This window comes from Mesorhizobium sp. M0910 (assembly GCF_040319465.1).
Classification (GTDB): Bacteria; Pseudomonadota; Alphaproteobacteria; order Rhizobiales; family Rhizobiaceae; genus Mesorhizobium.
Genome location: NZ_JAMYNZ010000012.1, coordinates 82,957 through 101,338, shown reverse-complemented (window position 1 = coordinate 101,338; position 18,382 = coordinate 82,957). Strand labels below are relative to the sequence as shown.

Below are 18,382 nucleotides of genomic sequence, written 5' to 3'. Positions count from 1 at the left end.
ATACAGTTCGCCCCAAAGTTGGCCATCACACCAATGCAATGCTCGGCGTTGATACAGGGCCCGCTCAGCCCCCCGCGGGGGCAACCATAAGGAAATTGAGGCAGCAGCGCGCCTTATGACCTTGAGTGCACCCACCTACAAGAACCACGCATCGGATCGAGATCGTGGCACGTGCTGTCTGGCTCTACTTCCGCTTCAATCTGAGCCTGCGCGATGTCTAGGAAATGCTGCGCTCGCGGGATCGTCGTTTCCTACGGAACCATGTGATGGTGCTGGAAGCACGGCTCTGATTATGCGCGCCGCATACGCGGCAAGGCGCCGATGAAAGACGATGCCTGGCGCCTCGATGAAGTCGTGGTGCGCATCACCGGTCAGAAATGCTGGTTGTGGAGAGCGGTTGATCAGGAGGGATATGTGCTCGACGAGATCGTCCAGACGCGCCGCAACACCAAGGCGGCCAGGCGCCTGCTGTGAAGCAGGGCCTGCCGCCGGCACCGCGCTTTTCAGGCACCTGGTGTCGATGGGTTCGAATCTGTGCTGTGGAGCGGTTGGTCTGCGATGGGACCTAACGCGGCCACATTTCAAACAACGTGACAACGCCAATCTGCGGCCTACCGCGCCCCGCCGAAACCGTCCGGGGCTTTGCCGCGCCGACACGCCTCGCGCGTGGCTTTCACGATCCGAGACCGACGCTCCGCGCTACAGTATTGGGCGATGCGCCCCTCCGCCAGCGTGGCCCCGTATTAACAGCGAACATCGCATTGGTGTGATAGGCAACTTCTGGACAAACTGTATATGTTATTAAGGGAAGAAATTTGCCAGCGTCCCCGCGAGAACAAATCACTTGGGTGCGCAAAGGTTCGAGAAATGGCAAAACATACGTTGGCTGAAACGATCAGGTCAGGAAAAGCCCAAATCGGCGGCTGGATGCACATTCCGCATGTGATCGTCGCAGAGACGCTGGCGCAGACAAACCTAGATTTTCTTCTGGTGGATGGCGAGCATGCACCCATTCCACCCGACGCACTTTTACATATTCTTCCAGCGACCGAACGATACGGCATGCCTGTACTTTATAGGGTCGCCTGGAACAGGATTGAACTCATTAAAGCCGCGTTAGATCATGGTGCGAACGGCATCATGGTGCCGATGGTAAACTCCGGTGCCGAAGCCATCGAAGCTGTGTCGTCCGCAAAATATCCGCCTGCGGGCAAGCGCGGATCTGGAGCGTGGAGAGCATCTAACTATTACCAAAATGATGCGGAGTATCGCAAGGATGCGAACTCTAGCTTGGCCATCGTACTCCAGGTTGAAACACGAGAGGCCCTCAACAATCTGGACGACATAGCCTCAACGCCTGGTGTCGACGCGCTTTTCATCGGCCCGGCAGACCTTGCCCTTTCCTTGGGTATGGAACCAGGAAAGCTGACGCCGGAGTTGCTGGATGCCTGTCAGGCAGTCGCGAATGCCGCTAAGAAGTACGGTATAGCATCGGGTAGTGATGTCGCATCCATAGACTATATGATGCGGCTTCAAAAGCTTGGCCTCAGCTTGTTCACCTACGGAACCGACTCCAGTTTTGTTTTGGACGGCGGTCGCGCTGTAGCGAAAGATTTCCACGACGCGTTCCTCGTTACGTAGACTGCTGTTTGGTTCAGCTAATTTCGAATGCTGGGAGATCTTGGTGGCTGTCGGGATGATTGATATCCGCGCAAAACTTCATGTTTTATACAACTGAGATCAGGCGGATGCTTCTCTGTCCAGGTTGCCTGTTCGGGTCTACCGCCAAAAATCACGCATATCCAAGTATTCCCAAATCGAGGTGAAGGGCGTTTCTAGGATTTTGGTCGGGTTAAGGTTCTTGATTCGATGAACTTTGCAATCGCGCCCGATGACGCGCTGGCTGCGATCGCCCGAGCGGTCATTCTGGACGCGCACTCGTCGCTGCCAAGTGTGGCGGCGAGCTCGACGCGGTGGTGCTCGTATCTGGCGGAGGTATTGGAGCAGGGGGCGGTGCGGGACATCTTTCATAGTCCGGGCCATCCCTACACTCGGGCGCTGCTTTGGTGCGCCCCTGGAGGGATCAAACAGCGGACGCGCAATTTGCCGACGATCCCGGGAGAGGTCCCCAGCCTGCTCGGAAGCAAAAAGGGATGTATCTTCAGCCCGCGGCGTCCTCACGCCTTCGATCGCTGCGTGCACGAGACGCCTGGCGAGGTCGCGCGATGCCATCTGCTCGATCGAGCCGGGATGGTTGCGGCATGAGTGCGCTGCTGAGTGTCCGGAACGTGCGCGTCCGCTTCCGCACCAAGGGGTCGCTGAAGGCGCTCACCACGGGCAGACCCATTCATTGACGCTGTCTGCGGCGTCTCCTTTGAAATCCGCAAGGGCGAGACGCTTGCCCTCGTTGGCGAAAGCGGATCTGGCAAATCCACCATTGCGCGCACGATCATCGGCCTTCAGCCGGCTGTTAGCAGCAGCCGGCAGGCAGTGGGCACCCTGATCTTTCCGGCACCTGCCGGGGAAGCGCAGCAACCGCGCCGTCACTTTACACCACACCAAGAGACGCGATCCGCGATGGTCAGGGGCCAACGCCAAAGCCATGCTGCTGTACGCGATGCAGAAGACCTCCTTTGGCATATTCGAATTGCTCGACAGTTTCGTGATGATGGCGCGGCGAGCTTCGGTAGCGATGGAGCGGCACGCAGCCCAGTGTGGCGTGAGGGCCGATCTCTTACGTGACTAATCTAATTCGCCTGGGGCAAAAACTTAAGTTGCTTACCCAACGCTGTCTTCAGAACCGGAATGCGTATCGGCATGCATACGACATAAATGTAGGGAATCCGACGTAAGAACAAAACCAACGTTTTATCAGCAGGCTAGTATGTTGTTTTAAGCGGATTTTTCGTTTGGCATGGCACATGCTTGGCTGCCTGCAAGGGTGCCAAGCAGCGTGGCGATGTCAATTGGGGCAAAAGATGGATCTAGGGCTTAACGGCAAGGTGGCAATGGTCGCGGCCGCCTCCAGCGGCCTAGGTTTGGCCACAGCCGAGGAACTGGCTAACGAAGGCTGCCGCTTGTCCATCTGTGGGCGGGATTCGGGGCGGCTAGAAAGAGCCGTGGATCGGTTACGCGGCAAAGGCGCCGAAGTGCTGGCGCGCGCGACCGATGTAACTGACTGCGCGGATGCAACAGCTTGGGTTTCAGAAACAGCGGAGCATTTTCGGTGTATCGACATCTTGGTGACGAATTGCGGTGGCGTTTCTGCCGGGCCGCCCTCGGCCATGACGCCCAAGGATTTCGACGACGCGTTTGACCGGGTGCTTTTACCTTCGATAAATCTAGTTACGGCTGCCTTGCCGTATCTGCGGCGCTCGCCGGCGGGGCGAATATTGATGCTCGCTTCCGAGGCTATTGTACGGACTCCGGTACATTTCGCGTTGTCGGGTGTCGCACGAGCAGGGCTAGTGCCTTACTGCCACACGCTCGTACAAGAATTGTCGGGTGAGAATATCACCGTAAATGTGCTCGCTCCTGGAGCACACAGCACCGCGATCCACGAAGCCAATCGCCTCGGAGACCACGCCGAAGCCATCCGTGCGCTTGAGGATAGGACCCCGGCCCGGCGCCTTGGCGATCCCTCGGAATTCGCGGCAGTTGCTGCATTCTTGGCCAGCGCTCGCGCGGCCTATGTAAGCGGCACCCTGATCGTCATCGATGGTGGGCTGAGTGCAACCGTCTGAACAATTCGTCGCGCTAGGAGCCATCCATGAACGAAACCAACGCAAACAGAACCGCCATCGATCTCGGCCGTTCAATCGCACATGCGTGTATTCATAGCTGGTGTGGGTAATCTCTATGTCAGATACAGCTCATAATTCTGCGACTGGTGCAGAAGGATACCAAGAGCTCTTCGGAGTTGATGGCAAGGTAGTCTGCATTTCAGGCTCGAGTCGCGGTCTAGGGAAGTCGCTCGCCGCCTGCTTTGGACGATTGGGCGCGAAGATAGTCCTTTCCTCGCACAATGTTAAAGAGCTGACCGAAGCAGAGGCCGAACTTGCGGGCCAAGGAATCGACGTGACGGCTATCCGCGCCGATGTGCGGTCGCACGACGATTGCAAGGCACTGATCAGTGGCACGGTCGACCGGTTCGGGCAGATCGATGTGATGGTCTGCAACGCAGGTACCGACATCATTAAGCCAGCGCATTCATTTGAAGAGCCCGAATGGGACGAAATCGTCGATACCAATCTGCGGGGCTATTATTATTGTGCGAAGTTTGCCGCCCAGGCAATGCTGGAACAAGGCGGCAGCATCATCATGACTTCTTCGGTCGCCAGTTCGCTCGGCATACCGGGCCTCGCTGTCTATGCTGCGAGTAAGGGAGGCGTCAATCAACTAACGCGCACCATGGCGGTAGAATGGGCCGATAAGGGTATTCGTGTGAACGCCGTCGCACCTGGGTTCATCAACAACTTCATGGATGGAGTGCACCCTAATCTCGATAGCCCTTATCAGCGCCGCGCAATGGAACTCACTCCGATGCGCCGCCGCGGCGATCTGCCCGAGTATTTCGGGCCTTACATTTTCCTCGCGAGCCCAGCTGCATCGTTCGTAACAGGCGAGATTCTTTATGTAGATGGGGGCTATGCCGCGAGCTGATGCAGCATGCTTCGATGTTGTGGCGGTATTTTGAAGAGGCTGGGCAATGTTAAACACAATACCAGATGAAGTGAACTTGCTAGACTGCACCTTGCGCGACGGTGGCTACTACACAAATTGGGATTTCGCGCCGGAACTGGTGTCGGACTATATCGCTACTATCAACACTCTCCCAGTGCGCATGATCGAGCTGGGGCTCGTCGGAAAGCCTGAGAGCCACGGATATTTCGCCAGTGTGACGAGTTCTAAGGCCGAACAGGTGGCTGCCGGTCTCCTGATCAAGGCTTGCGTGATGATCGATGCCAAGGATGTGCTTGCGAGCGAACTGCCTATAGCCCCTGCCGTGACCCGTCTGACAGAAGGACTAGAGCCAGGGCATATCACGACCGTCCGAGTGGCGGCGCACTATAGCAACTTGGCTGCCTGCCGGAACATTTTCGCTGAGTTGTCTCGCAGGGGCTTCCGTGTGTTTTTGAATCTCATGCAGCTCGATGCGGCAAATGCTGCAGAAGTTGAAATGTGCCTGAAGGAGGTAACGCAGATCGACACCATCGATGTGCTTTATCTTGCCGATTCCTTTGGCTCTATGAAGCCGACCCGCGTTCAGGAATTAATCAGCCGGTTTGCCGACCGAATTGAGCCTGACATTGGATTCCATGCCCATGACAACCGCGGATATGCTCTGGTCAATTCAGTGGCCGCCGCGACGGCGGGAGCGACCTGGATAGACTGCACCATGGGCGGCATGGGCCGGGGCGCAGGAAATACGGCTAGTGAGCAGCTCCTACCGCTTTTCACTCACCTCGAAACATCCACGGAACGGGCACTCATCGAGCACGTCTTGCGTCACTTCGATCCACTGCGAAAACGGTATGGCTGGGGCAGCAGCGCGGCATATCAATTCGCAGGCTCAAACTTCATCCATCCGTCCTATGTTCAAAAGCTTTGTGAAGGCGGGGCTTTGTCTGAGGCCGCGATCATCAGCCGCCTCTCGGACCTTCGCGCCGATGAACGGATGAGTTTTGCCGATGACAAGCTGTCGGCTCTAATGGCGCAGGACATCGCCTGATCGCAGATATCTCTATCGAGGTGCCCCTTTTTCCCAACTTGGAGGAAGCCATGACCCTGCCAAACGCGGTAGCAAAACCATCGGCCCCCCCGTCCGATCCACGGTTTTCATCAGGTCCTTGCCGCAAACATCCCGGCTGGAGCGTGCACCCAACTATGCTGCGCTATGTTGGACGGAGTCACCGGAGCTCCGAGGGAGCAGAAAGGCTAGGAGAAGTAATCAGGCGCATGGCCTCTTTGCTAGAGCTGCCCGATAGCTGGCTCTGCGGAATCGTGCCCGGTTCAGGCACTGGGGCCTGCAGCATGGCCTTACAAAATCTGCTTGGCCCGTTTCCAGTCGAGACATTCTTGTCAGACAACTTCTCGCAGTATTGGGCAAATGAGATCGATACGTTAGCGCTTGCCCCGCAAAGCCGTCACATTTGTGCTTTCGGAGATTTTCCGAGCACGAGCGGGATCGACCCCACTCACGACATCGTTCTAGTGCTAAACGGCACCAACAGCGGCGTCTGTCCACCGGATCTTGACTGGATTCTTCCTGACCGTGCCGGGCTTGTGATCGCAGATGCCGTCTCGGCAGCTTTTACGAGTCCCATCGACTACGATCGGATCGATGTTCTGTGCTGGTCATGGCAGAAGGCGCTTGGGGGCGAAGGCGGCCATGGCATGATCGCACTCTCGCCTCGGGCCCAGGCACGGTTGAAAGCCAGCGGACGTAAGCCCGTAGCCAGGCTCATGAGACTGCACAACGCCGACGGATCTGTAAACAAGGCGTTCTTTGGCGGCCGCACGATCTCAACCCCCAGCATGTTCGCCGTCGAGGATATCCATTCCGCGCTCGACTGGGCCGAAGCGTGCGGTGGACTACCAGCACTTCTGAAAAGGGTTGCCAATAATTATGCTGTGATGGACGACTGGGTGAACTCTACTCCCTGGATCGATTGGACTTGCACCAATCCGGCAGCACGCTCCACCTGTTCAATTACTCTTCGGCTTGTGCGAGAGCAGCACGCTGCCGGCGAGAAAGAGGACGACGGCAAAATCGTTGCGGAGATGATCCGTCTACTCGAAGCCGAAGGCGCGGCTTTTGACATCTGGAGCTACGGTGACGCGCCGCCCGGATTTCGGATATGGGCGGGGCCTACGGTCGAGGCAGAAGACTTGGCGATCTTATGCGAGTGGCTGGCCTGGGCGTATACCGAGGCGTGCGCGGCCAGCATACTACCCGAAGCGAGGGTCGTGCGTCACGGCTACTTTCCGCCCTCTAAGGCGCGCGCGGTTCAGCCAAGGACGGAATCGGCTTGTCCTCCAACCGCGGTCCTCGAAAGCCCACCTCCCCAGACACTGGCAGATTGCTATGACGCGATACTTTTCGACGCGACCGGGGTCCTGATCAGCGAAAATGAAGCCCTGCCTGGCGCTGCTGATATCTTGGCCCGACTTAATACGTCCGGTCAGCCATACTACATCGTGACGAATATCAGCAGTGGGTCGGAGGAAACGATATTAGCGCGTCTCCGCGGCGCGGGACTTCCGATTCCGGCAGTCGACCGTATCGTCTTCGCGGGAGGTGTTGCGCGGCATCGCGTACTCGAAGAGCTGGCGTCCGGGCGGCTAGTTTCCTATGTGGGCAGTGCACACGCTGCGCTTGAGATCTTGGGTAAGCATCCAAATCTTCATTGCGCTGATACGGCCGCGACATTCGACACACTCGTAGTGCTCGATGATGAAGGTTTCGATTTTAAACGGGCTGCCGATAACATCCTGTCGACCTTTCAACGCAGACTGATCGAGACGGGTGAAATGCCCCGTATCATAGCGGCAAACGCGGACATCATTTATCCTGGCAAAAACGGCACACTCGTCTTTGGACCAGGCATAATAGGGCCAATGCTTAAAGCTGGACTAGCGCCTTTCGGAGCCCCTCCAATCTCAGTAGAGACTATGGGCAAGCCAGGAAGAGCGATTTTCGAAGAGTGCATCACTCGGGCTGGTAGCGACCGTCTCTTGATGGTCGGCGATCAGGTTGATACGGATATCAAGGGCGCAAAGGCTGCAGGGCTCGACGCACTTCTGGTAACGACTGGCCTCAACAGCTGCGGCGAGTTGCGTCAAGACGAAAGCGGCGCTGCCGATTTTGTCGCGAAGAACCTTAATCAACTTTTCGACGGCAGTTTGTTTCCACACCTTCGGTCGACGACGCATTCCAATAAAACAGACTAGGTTTGGGCGGCTTGGAGCGAGAATCGCGGAGCGGATGAGGCGGCAGCAGTTGAACGCGGCAGCATGGTTGGCGCCGACGAAAGACGATGTCTGGCACCTCGATGAAGTCGTCGGCACGCACCCAGTCGGTGGCTGTGTGCAGGTCGGAAGAAGAACTTAAGGAATCGAGGAGGCCGAACGATCCTTCCGCGTGGAAGACGTGAGTGCACGGCCTGCCTGAAAAGCGCGGTGTCGGCCTCATGCGGCCACATTTCAAACAACGTGACAACGCCATTCCGAGCTCCGCCACAATATCCTCAACATCTCTTTGCCGCGCACCTACACTGAGCTTAGGGTTAACTGCCGGCTTGGGCAGGGCCCTCGGCCTCGGACAACATGAATCGGTTGAGGCCAGCGACCGACACTTACTGTCGGGTTTGTCGAGTCTGAGACACGGTCGTGTTCCACGTGGCTTCGTTGCGCTGTCATATTTGAACATTCAAGCCATTGAGCAACAGGCGTAAAACTCTTTCAAAGGATATTTCTGCGCAGTTGGCACGACTCTTGAAACTCCTTAAAGCGACAGGTTTTGGCGACGGTCTTATCATGGGGGACAGTGCTCCCTTCAATTCATCCGCACCTTGATGGAGAAATATGCGTTGCATGACGTGTTCATGGATTATGGCTTCCGCCCGGTGCAGCACTGGACCATTCTAACATACAATATGCGGTATGCCTGTTTCAACTGTCGGATGGGCCGGACGAAGTTTAGCTCAGAGTTACTGTCGCTCCTCAGCAGAAATGGCGACGAACGGCGCGCTAATTCTTACTCACGATGGCCATTACATTCTTAGCTTGGGAGTCATATTATGTCTGGGAACCGCGACTTTGGGATAGATGTCATTCACGCCCAACCGGGTACATATGGTTGTGGTATGGGTTTGGGGATCATGCTGTTCGATGAGGTATACCCTGGTTTTCCCGGCTCCGTACGGAACGCAAGTGCGTATCAATTCCCCGTCCAATACGACGTAGTCGAAGGTGTCGACTTCGATCGGCTCGGAATTCAGTCGGATAAATCCGCTTGCCTAGAACCCATACTGCAGGCCGCGCGTCGACTCGAACGTATGGGGTGTCGAGCCATCGCTGCTGAGTGCGCTCACTTTGCGTATTTCCAAAAAGAGGTGGCGGCCGAAGTATCGGTTCCTGTATTTATGTCGAGCCTTTTGCAGGTACCTCTCGCGCAGCGGCTGACCGGAAGCACGGGACGCGTTGGGATTGTGTGTGCCTTCCCTCGGCGGCTGACAGAGCACCATCTCGTCAGCGCCGGAATCGATCCGGCGTCAAACCTTGCGTTCATGGGAGTATCCGAGGACTATTCGTGCCCGGAATTCGAGAATTTGTGGAGCGCAGACAAGTGGTCTTCGGTTCCCACCGCCAGTTTCGAACGCGCCGAAGCCGAGTTCGTTAGTGCATGTAAGGACTTTGTCTCCAAGAACGCCGACCTGTGCGCATTGATTTTCGTTTGCACAGGACTTCAGCCGTTCGCACGCTGTGTGCAGCGCGAAGTGAGGTTGCCTATTTTCTCCTGGAGTACGCTGCTCGACTACGCCTTTTCAGTTGTCGTTCATCGCGAGCACTATGGCCACGTCTGAAACGACACGGCCCGCTCCTATTTCCGTCATGTCATTCAATCCTTCTCTCGGGAAGAATTCCATCATGCGCTACAACCAGCTTGGCAATACCGGCATGTTCGTCTCCGAACTCTGCCTCGGCACACTGACCTTCGGCGCCGCCGGGGAGAACGCTGAATGGCACGGGATCGCCAGCCTCGACCAGAAAGGCGTCAACGAGATCGTCGCGCGCTCGCTGGCCGCCGGCGTCAATTTCTTCGACACCGCTGACGTTTACTCGTACGGTGAGTCCGAGCGGCTGCTCGGCCAGTCGCTGAGGGATCTCGGCGTCGACAGGCAAAAAATGGTCATCGCCACCAAGGTCCACGGGGCGATGGGCGAGGGCCCGAACCAGCGTGGCTCGTCGCGCGGTCACATCATGGATTCGGTCGATGCCAGCCTCGAACGTCTGCAAGTCGACCATATCGATCTCTACCAGCTGCATGGCAACGACACGGTGACGCCGATTGACGAGACGCTGCGGGCGCTCGATGACCTCGTTGCCAGTGGCAAGGTTCGCTACGTCGGCCTTTCCAATTGGGCAGCGTGGCGCATCGCGAAGGCGCTTGGCATTGCCGAACGCAAGGGCTTTGCCCGCTTCGAGACAGTCCAATCCTACTACTCGATCGCCGGGCGCGACCTCGAGCGCGAGATCGTTCCGCTGCTCAACGAGGAAAAGCTCGGCCTTATGGTCTGGTCGCCGATGGCGGGCGGCCTGCTTTCCGGCAAATACGGTCCCGGCGCGCCGAGCAATGGCGAAGGCCGCCGTGCCTATTTCAACTTCCCGCCGGTCAATGAGGACTGCGCCTGGGCGGCGGTCGCCGTGATGCGCGAGATGGCCGCCAAGCACGACGTCAGCGTCGCCACGGTGGCGCTCGGCTATCTGCTGGCCAAGCCTTTCGTGATGAGCGTCATCATCGGCGCCAGCCGCATGGACCAGCTCGAACAGAACCTCGCGGCCACCGGATTGAAGCTCGACGCCGACGATCTCGCCAGGCTGGATGAGGTCAGCGCGCTGCCTTCCGAGTATCCCGGTTGGATGCTTGAGCGGCAAGGTGCTGGCCGGCGTCCGGCGCCTTTCGTGCCGTAATCGCTCAAATCTATCTGGCTTCTCCTGGGCCGAGTGTCCCTTAAACGCGCGGCTTACCCTTAGAGACGCACGGTCTGGCGAGGAGATCCAGGAATGCCCTGACGCGCGCCGGCAGGTGCTTGCCATGGCCGACATAGACGGCATGCGTCAGTTCCTCGTCGCCGGGATTGAATTCTAGTCTAAATAGGAGGTGGTACCATGCCAACTAGGATAGTTCAGGTTGGGCTTGGTGAATGGGGTGCAGACTGGGCTGAGACGGCCGTACCTTATGTCCCCGAAATCGAGGCGGTAGGTTGGGTCGACCCGAATCCTGAGGCGCTGGAGCGAGTGGAGCTGCGGCTGGGGGCTTGCCCGGACCGGTGCTTTCCAACTTTGGAGGCAGCACTCTCGAATATCGATGCCGACGCTGTCTTGGTTACGGCGGACGTCCGGGCCCATGCTTCTCTCGTTGAACTTGCTCTGGAGGCCGGGAAGCACGTATTGGTGGAGAAGCCGTTTGTTTCAACGACCGTCGAGGCGGAGCGCCTCGCTGATTTGGCGGACCGTTACCACCTAACACTTATGGTCAGCCAGAACTTCCGCTTCTTTCCTGCAGCTATCAGTGCTGCCCGGCTTGTCAGAGAGCAAGTACTCGGGCCGGTAGGTGCAGTCCACATCGAATTCCGGCGGTTCCTGAACTGTACGCCGGCCGATGAACCTTTTTACGCCTTACGACAGCCCCTTCTTGAGGATCTTGGTATCCACCACTTTGACTTGATGCGTATGGTGCTCGGGCAGGAACCCCGGCAGGTATATTGTACCGCTTGGCAGCCGCAAGGGAGTTCGTTCAGAGAGCCCCCAGCAGCGGCTGCGACGATCATCTTCGATCGAGGCACCGTCGTCACTTATCGCGGCAATTGGCTTAGTGGTGGAGTGGAGACGCCGTATGGCGGCGAGTGGCATTTGGAATGCGCCGAGGGCGAGATCATCTGGACCTGCCGCGGTGACCGTGATGTCACATTGGGGGGCGATCACGTCAGTATCCGAAAGCGCGGCCACCCCGTAGTGCCGATCGACCTTCCTGCGATGGCATCGTTCGGACGTAGAGAAAGCTTGGCGACCTTTGCGTGCGCCGTCGAGACCGGCACGGTCGCACCGTTCGCCAGCCTGGGGCGTGACAATATTGGCAGTCTCGCTCTCATGCAGGCCGCGATCACGTCGGCGACGACGGGGCGAGTGATATCGGTCGAAACGATCAATAGCACGCCCGAAATCGACCGCTGACTAAGGCTAGAGCGCGCCTTGTGATCGATGAATCATTGTGATGTGACGACGGTGTTCGCGGGTGATTCAAATCCACTTTCATGAGGCGGATGATGGAGGAGCCCTTAGCGAAGATCTTTGGCCCGGGAGCTAAGGCGTCGGATAACGGCAGGTCGTCCGCGTGAGTGCGCCATCATCGCCGCACCGTCAACCTGCCCGTGCTGCGGCTCGGCCAAGCTGGCACAGCTCGGCGAGGACGCGCATTTTTGCCCAATATGAAGGGGCGTAGCGGATTGAAAAGGGCGAGATTGTTCTCCTTCAGGTTCTCCTGATAACGATTTGACCGCCTTGGCCGGCCCAGTTTCTTGACAGGCTCGAGGCCGAAGCAACGCGAAGCCAACCCAATACAGGCCTGATCGCCGCGCCGGAGCGGCTCGTTGCAAAGACGCACACAAAGCTTTGAACGGCAGCCGTTGCAACAAAACTCGAAACAAAAATTCGCAGATTCTTAACATCGCAAAATCGTTGACGATGCTAGCCTCCGTGCAAGGTCCGAGGTCAAGCGTGGCTCCCAAGCGTGGCTACACAGAGGCCGAGAATCGTCCAGACCGCCGCACGGCACGCACAGAAGGGGTTCACAGCCAATGGCAAGAGCGCTGATTCTACTTGGAGGCTCGATAATGGGCTCGGGTTTGCTTTACGTCCAGGCTGCTCAGCGTCTTGGCCTTCAGCCAATTACCCTTTCGGCTGATCCAACTCGGTATGACTATTTCGCGGCGAAAGGGGTTGAGACAATCCGTGTTGATACAGACGATCTGGATGCGCTGATCCGCGAATGTTCCCGGCTCCAAGCGACCTATGACATTGCTGGCATCACAGGTGCTGAGGATTCGTTCTACGCGACAGCCAGCAAGCTCGGTCGCCACTTCGATCTACCTGGACCGAACCCGGAAGCTATTGAACAATGCTGCGATAAGTACACTCAGCGTCAACTTCTCGCGGCCTCAGGCGTTCCGATGCCTGCTTATCGCTTGGCCGCCAATGCAGCGGACGCAGAGGATTCTGCCGCGGAGATCGGACTGCCGGTGATAGTTAAGCCTGCGGTGGGCAGCGGTAGCGTCGGCGTCCGATTGTGCCGCACTGCCGATGAGGTAGTCGAACATACGAACTCCTTGTTGGGCGGGCAGTGCGGCGCGGCGATCAGGATACTGGTCGAAGAATTCGCACAAGGCCCACATTATTGCATTGACATAATGGGCAATGAGCTCGTTGGGGTTAGCACCCTTGACTTCGACGGCCCACCGCATTTCGTGTATCGTGGGTCCACCTACCCGGCACCGCTGACTGATGACGAGTATGAGCGTCTCGCCGATGTTTCGCTGAGCTGTTTGCGCGCTCTCGGCCTTGGCTGGGGGCCAACGAACGTTGAGCTCCGATGGACGAAGTGTGGACCAGTCGTCATTGAAGTCAATCCGCGTCTTGCTGGTTCGCCCGGTCCTCAAATGGTTCAATTGGCTTACGGTATCGATCTCGTCACGGAGCACATTAAGCTTGTCACCGGTGACGAATGGAATTTGAATAGAAGCCATTCCAAGACTGCGGCCGCGCGATTCCTGGTTGCTGATCGCGATGGCATCCTCAATTGGATCGATGGCGACAGTCGGGCGGCCGCGATATCAGGTGTCTCTGAAGTCAAATTTTATTTTAAACCCAAGGCGCCGATTGTTAGAAAAGGCGATTTTCGAGACTGTTTGGGACATGTCATCGCCGCTTCATCCAGTCTTCCTCGCACCGAGGCGATACTTCAGCATGCCGTCGACTTGATTCATTGGTCCATCACGCCCATTGAGGACCGATAGTGGAAAGTGACTCAAGAAGTATTTGATTCGAAGCTCACATGCCGATGCTGGGATCAATAGGCGTTAGAGTGGCATCGTGCTCCTTTAGCTGGCTGCGAATCCAGAGCTGGGCTCGATTGGGGACGCGGCGGCTTAGGTCGCCATGATTCGGAGGACATGGATGACGGGTGCATCAATCAAGACCACGCTGGAACTGTGGGCATAGTGCTGCGTGACAGAAAGCTGGTATGCGCGGACTGTTCACGCAGGGCCGAGTTGCGGCGTCGGCGAGCCTTTTCCTGAAGGGTTTGCTGGGTGGCGAGCGCCGTAAGACAAATTGGATGCGCGCTGAGGGGCCGGTAATCCCGGCCCGTGGCGGCACAAGCCATTCTGGGACTCGGACGACTTCGCGACATCGTGCGAGAGATGTTGTCGAGAACCTCCCGACAGATGATGCGGTCCTTGGACCTTGGACAAGCTGGTAACGGATAACGAAACTAGGAGAGGACGTTCTGTATGAACGGCCAGAACATTGTGCAGTCGTTTGAGACGTCGGAGTATCGAGCTCGGGTCAATAAGCTGCGTGCGTTGATGTCCGATGCTGGGATGGACGCGCTGGTGGTCAGCTCGGGATCGAGTCAATGCTATTTACTAGGGTATGACGCCTTTTCCGATGCCGAACCGCAGGCTGCGCTCGTGACGTTGGATGACGACCCGTATTTCATCCTGCGCAAGATGGACGCCGACACGGCTACCGACGCCGGATGCTGGCTTCCGCAGGATCGGGTTGTCGCATATGCCGAAAGTTATGTCGGCGGCTCCGGAGACGCCAGTGCGTGGGAAATGATCGGCCAGTTCGTCAAGGACAAGATGGGCGCATCTGCGCGTGTAGCCGTCGAAGTGTCTGGACTGGGCGTGCAAGCCTACCACAAGCTTATCGGCGCGTTGGGAGTTGAAGTGCCGCTTGATGGTGGCGGCTTGGTATCGAAATGCAGGCTGGTCAAGTCCGAGCGCGAGCTTTTGTACATGACCGAGGCAGCTGCGATCGCGGACCGGGCAATGCTTGCTGGCATGGACAAGATCGCTGTCGGCGCGCGGCATTGTGAGGCAGCTGCCGCAATCATGTCGGTGCTCTGCGCGGGGACAGAGAGCATTTTCGGCGGACCGCCGCCGTTTCCACCATACATCCGAGGTGGCGAGTTCGCTAATGCGCCACACCAGATATGGATGGACGATGTATTTGCAGCCGGGCAGCAGTATTATCTGGAGTTTTCCGCTAGCCGGCACCGGTACCCGGCTCCACTGACGCGGATGGCTCATCTCGGCCCGGCGACACCGCACCTGAAGCATCGGCACGAGGGTGGCATGGCGGGATTCCACGCTGCCATCGACGCGATGCGCCCGGGCGCGACCTGCGCCGATGTGGCGCGCGCGTTCCAAGCGGCTATCCGGCCGTACGGCCTCACGAAAGAGGGGCGCATCGGCTACTCCGTTGGTCTTGACTTCCTCGACGGCCCGAGCCTGACGACCAGCAATGACACCGAGATCGTGTCCAACATGACTTTCCACTTCCAGTCTAATTTCGTCGAGCGCGGCGAAATCTACATGGTGAGCGATACCGTTCGGGTAACCGAAAATGGCGCGGAGCTGATGAGCGCCTTCCCGCGCACCCTTTTTGAGCGTCCCGCATGAACCACCACTACAACTCGCGCAACAAAGTCGCCGTTCCGCCACTTCTTGGCTAATGTAGCTCAAGGACACCGCTCCCGAGCCGGGCGAATGCGCGGGCTGCAGCCAAAGCCTCGAATATTCCGCCAAGTCGAACATTTCGAAATCCCGCTCGCCGACAAGGGTGCCTCTGCCCGCGTGAAAATTGTGGCGCATCAGATCCGACCAAAATGGCTTCTGGTCGGCCAATGGAAAAACGCCGAACGAAACGCTTGGTTCGCGTAGCGGAGGCGATCGAAGCTGTCATACGCCGCCGCCATTACGGGCGTATCGTACAGATGGGAAAGCTTCCTAAAATCTCATCTATGCCCAATTTTTAGAGGCCCGAACTTAAGAGGAAATTACCGGCCATCCAGCGCTCGCGGCCCAGTCCTCCGTAGCATGGGGTTGAGTATGTCCCGATGCGCGCGGCCTGAAGTCTTCGGAATGTCGAAGCCCTCAGCCTCCTTATCCAGATATTGGAAGCTCAGGCTCGATGACGGGGAAGGTGAAGGATTGACTGATAGGGTTTGCGGGCCGAGCTTGTCGGGCGCTCAATCGAAAGCGTCATTTGAGGCGCTTCCTCTCCCGCGTGCAACTGGAAGACACGCTCGTCCAGTTCCTTGTCTACTTCCGTGAGACGATGATTGAGGCGAAGGTAATCCGTCCAAGTCGGCGTGCGGAATGTTTCTGTCCATTGCAGTGGCTTCTGCAGGTTACGCTGGAGCGTCCAGTTCCGAGCACCGACGCGGCTGTGGACATGCCTGCGCTGCCGCATGAGGTCGAGGAAGGCCTCAAGGTTTTGCTCGGGTATCAGATACTCGACCTTGACCACGATCGGGCCGCTTCTCGGCTTCAAATTGAGAGCAACAGCTGGGGCGTCGAATTCCTCCAAAGGATCGGGCTCGGACTCCGGCGCTCGCGAAGAGGAAACAGAACGCCGGCTGCGGCGACCAGCAGCAGGGCTCCGGCGGAGCCCTCCAGCGCCCAGGTCAGCGAATAGTTCTGGGAAACCGTGCCCCACACCCAGCTGCCGGCCGCGATGCCACCGTCTATCAAGGCATAGTAGATCGAAATCGTGCGCGCCACGACCCAGCGCGGGCTCGCCAGCTGCACGCTCACGCCAACCCGGGACCAGGCGGTGACCCAGCCCGCGCCGCCCAACGCGAGCGCAATTGCTGCCACCGCAACCGAAGACGTCAGTGCCAGGGAAAGCGAGCACGCCGCGCAGGCGACGCATGAGAGCCTCATCAGCCGCTCCTGCGACAAGCTCCGTCTGAATGTGCTGTTGGAGATGCCAGCGAAGACGGCGCCGGTCCCGAAGCCCGCCATGAGCGCGCCGTAGGCGAGCGGTCCTCCTCCCAGCTGATCGCGGACAACCAGCGGCAGCAGCGCGAGTATGGCGATGCTCGCCAGGCCAAAGAGGGTTCCGCGAGCGATCGCCGCCTTGATTTCCGATGACATCGCCGTGAAGCGCAGCCCATCATAGATCGCCGTCCTCATCGGCTCACGCGGCAGAGGCGAAGAACGAACCTTCCACTTGCAGCGCCATATGGTGGCCAGAGGGACCAGGTAGGTGAGCGTGGTCACGGCGAAAGCCGTCATAAGCCCGAATGAGGCAACCACGATGCCGCCGACTGCCGGGCCCACGGTCCTTACAGTGTTGAAACCGACGGAGAGCAAGGTAACGGCCGCGGGAACATCGCGTCGGTCCACGATATCGCCGACAGACGCTTGCCAGGCGGGATCGTTGAGAGCGCCACCAGATGCGATCAAAAAGCTGAAGCCGAGGATCATCCACGGATTGACAAAGCCCAGCGCCACGGACGCGGTCAGCATCGCGGAGGCAATCACCATAAGGCAGCGGCCGGCGAACATGACCCGGCGCCGGCTGAAATTGTCGGCGAGAACTCCGGCGAACACGGATAAAATGAAAGCGGGCAGGTTCGATGAAGCCTGCACCAGCGCAACCATCAGATCGGAAGTCGAGATGGTAGCCATCAGCCAACTGATGGCAACAGTCTGCATCAACCAGCCGAGGCTCGAGACTTGCGTGGCGAGCCAGATCGAACGAAAGGTCGGGTTCCTCAGCGGTGCAAACGTCGTTGGTGCAGCCAAATCTTCATTTGATCCAGCCACCCTACTCATTTTGCGAGCCTTTGCTTTCCGAATATTGGCAGGTGTCTCGGATGCAATCTCGACTGGATCGTGGTGGCTGGTAATTAAGAGATCATGTCAATCGCGAATTTTTTACGCGTCGACGCTCCTTCGAGCGGGACATCGAGCTCTTGCCGCCGACCAATACCTGCACGGCGCCAGCAGGAGAGCCACGGAGCGGGATCCATCGGACCAGATTATCCCGGAGTTCTCGGGCGCAATGTTTCTTCGACGACCTCGTTTGTTTCTATGCCTTTGGCCAAAAAGGAAGTAGGACCCTTTACATCGACGATAAGGAGCCAAAGGGCATCGTCGGTTGAGCGATCGTCGCGCTTCGCGTTACAACAGGGAGAGAGCGATGACGAATTCGGAAAACTCCCCAAGCGGCATAGCCTACCCTGACGACCTCGCGTTGCTGAAGCGGGTCTATGATCGGATCTGCGAAGAAAGAGGAATTCGCGCAGGCTCTGCTGAAGCGGAGCAGCTTGCGGGTGCCGTACTGTTCGCAAAAGGGCCGTCTCGAACGGCGTGTGACACCGCTGCTTTGGCTTTCCTCTGCGCCGTCGCCACATATGCCACAAAACAATCGGCGCGCTAGTTTTCGTCGAGAAAATCCCAGTAGCGAAGCGCGGCGCAAGTCCGGTTTCCCTGGCAGATGTCTGATACGCCCGGTCAAGCTGCCTTCACACATTGTGTGGCCGGCGCCTCATGCCTTTCCGTACTGGCCGGGGCTGTCGCATACG

General features: G+C 58.0%; 13 protein-coding genes and 3 pseudogenes. 15 read left to right on the top strand and 1 reads right to left on the bottom strand.

Translation table 11 applies throughout. The annotated features are described in order from the left end of the window. Positions 1-125: 125 nt before the first annotated feature. From NKH78_RS25895 to NKH78_RS25830, 14 genes and pseudogenes are all read left to right on the top strand, one after another. A pseudogene (locus NKH78_RS25895) lies at positions 126-471 on the top strand (DDE-type integrase/transposase/recombinase); the annotation flags it as partial. A 396-nt stretch (positions 472-867) separates the two neighbouring features. Continuing rightward, complete coding sequence (locus NKH78_RS25890) at positions 868-1,641, top strand: HpcH/HpaI aldolase family protein (RefSeq protein ID WP_352884643.1); 774 nt, start codon at positions 868-870, stop codon at positions 1,639-1,641. Positions 1,642-1,869: 228 nt separating this feature from the next. After that, the gene (locus NKH78_RS25885) at positions 1,870-2,265 is read left to right on the top strand and encodes an oligopeptide/dipeptide ABC transporter ATP-binding protein (RefSeq protein ID WP_352884642.1); all 396 of its coding nucleotides are present in this window, start codon (positions 1,870-1,872) and stop codon (positions 2,263-2,265) included. Positions 2,266-2,349: 84 nt separating this feature from the next. Continuing rightward, positions 2,350-2,742, top strand: coding sequence for an ATP-binding cassette domain-containing protein (locus NKH78_RS32700; protein WP_502899848.1), 393 nt, complete (start codon positions 2,350-2,352; stop codon positions 2,740-2,742). A gap of 224 nt (positions 2,743-2,966) precedes the next feature. After that, the gene (locus NKH78_RS25875; RefSeq protein WP_352884640.1) at positions 2,967-3,743 is read left to right on the top strand and encodes an SDR family oxidoreductase; all 777 of its coding nucleotides are present in this window, start codon (positions 2,967-2,969) and stop codon (positions 3,741-3,743) included. A 115-nt stretch (positions 3,744-3,858) separates the two neighbouring features. After that, positions 3,859-4,662, top strand: a complete 804-nt coding sequence (locus NKH78_RS25870; protein WP_352884639.1) for an SDR family NAD(P)-dependent oxidoreductase — start codon at positions 3,859-3,861, stop codon at positions 4,660-4,662. Between the two features lie 46 nt (positions 4,663-4,708). Continuing rightward, complete coding sequence (locus NKH78_RS25865) at positions 4,709-5,731, top strand: hydroxymethylglutaryl-CoA lyase-like TIM-barrel protein (RefSeq protein WP_352884637.1); 1,023 nt, start codon at positions 4,709-4,711, stop codon at positions 5,729-5,731. A gap of 302 nt (positions 5,732-6,033) precedes the next feature. Further along, positions 6,034-7,953 carry an HAD-IA family hydrolase gene (locus tag NKH78_RS25860; protein WP_352884636.1) on the top strand — a complete coding sequence of 640 codons (1,920 nt, stop codon included), beginning with the start codon at positions 6,034-6,036 and terminating at the stop codon, positions 7,951-7,953. 848 nt (positions 7,954-8,801) lie between these two features. Then, on the top strand, positions 8,802-9,587 hold the full coding sequence (locus NKH78_RS25855) for an aspartate/glutamate racemase family protein (protein WP_352884635.1): 786 nt from the start codon (positions 8,802-8,804) through the stop codon (positions 9,585-9,587). 64 nt (positions 9,588-9,651) lie between these two features. Further along, positions 9,652-10,695, top strand: a complete 1,044-nt coding sequence (locus NKH78_RS25850; RefSeq protein WP_352884634.1) for an aldo/keto reductase — start codon at positions 9,652-9,654, stop codon at positions 10,693-10,695. Between the two features lie 198 nt (positions 10,696-10,893). Then, complete coding sequence (locus NKH78_RS25845; protein ID WP_352884633.1) at positions 10,894-11,958, top strand: Gfo/Idh/MocA family protein; 1,065 nt, start codon at positions 10,894-10,896, stop codon at positions 11,956-11,958. A 623-nt stretch (positions 11,959-12,581) separates the two neighbouring features. Continuing rightward, positions 12,582-13,796 (top strand): ATP-grasp domain-containing protein, encoded by a 1,215-nt coding sequence (locus tag NKH78_RS25840; protein ID WP_352884632.1) that lies wholly within the window; start codon positions 12,582-12,584, stop codon positions 13,794-13,796. A gap of 142 nt (positions 13,797-13,938) precedes the next feature. Further along, positions 13,939-14,239: pseudogene (locus NKH78_RS25835) on the top strand (IS701 family transposase); the annotation flags it as partial. A 52-nt stretch (positions 14,240-14,291) separates the two neighbouring features. Further along, a complete protein-coding gene (locus tag NKH78_RS25830; protein WP_352584676.1) occupies positions 14,292-15,467 on the top strand; it encodes a M24 family metallopeptidase in 1,176 nt (391 codons plus the stop codon). A 502-nt stretch (positions 15,468-15,969) separates the two neighbouring features. Here the strand turns inward: NKH78_RS25830 and NKH78_RS25825 are convergent. Then, a pseudogene (locus NKH78_RS25825) lies at positions 15,970-17,630 on the bottom strand (MFS transporter). A 367-nt stretch (positions 17,631-17,997) separates the two neighbouring features. Between NKH78_RS25825 and NKH78_RS25820 the strand changes: the two are divergent. After that, complete coding sequence (locus NKH78_RS25820; RefSeq protein WP_352884631.1) at positions 17,998-18,237, top strand: hypothetical protein; 240 nt, start codon at positions 17,998-18,000, stop codon at positions 18,235-18,237. Positions 18,238-18,382 lie beyond the last annotated feature (145 nt).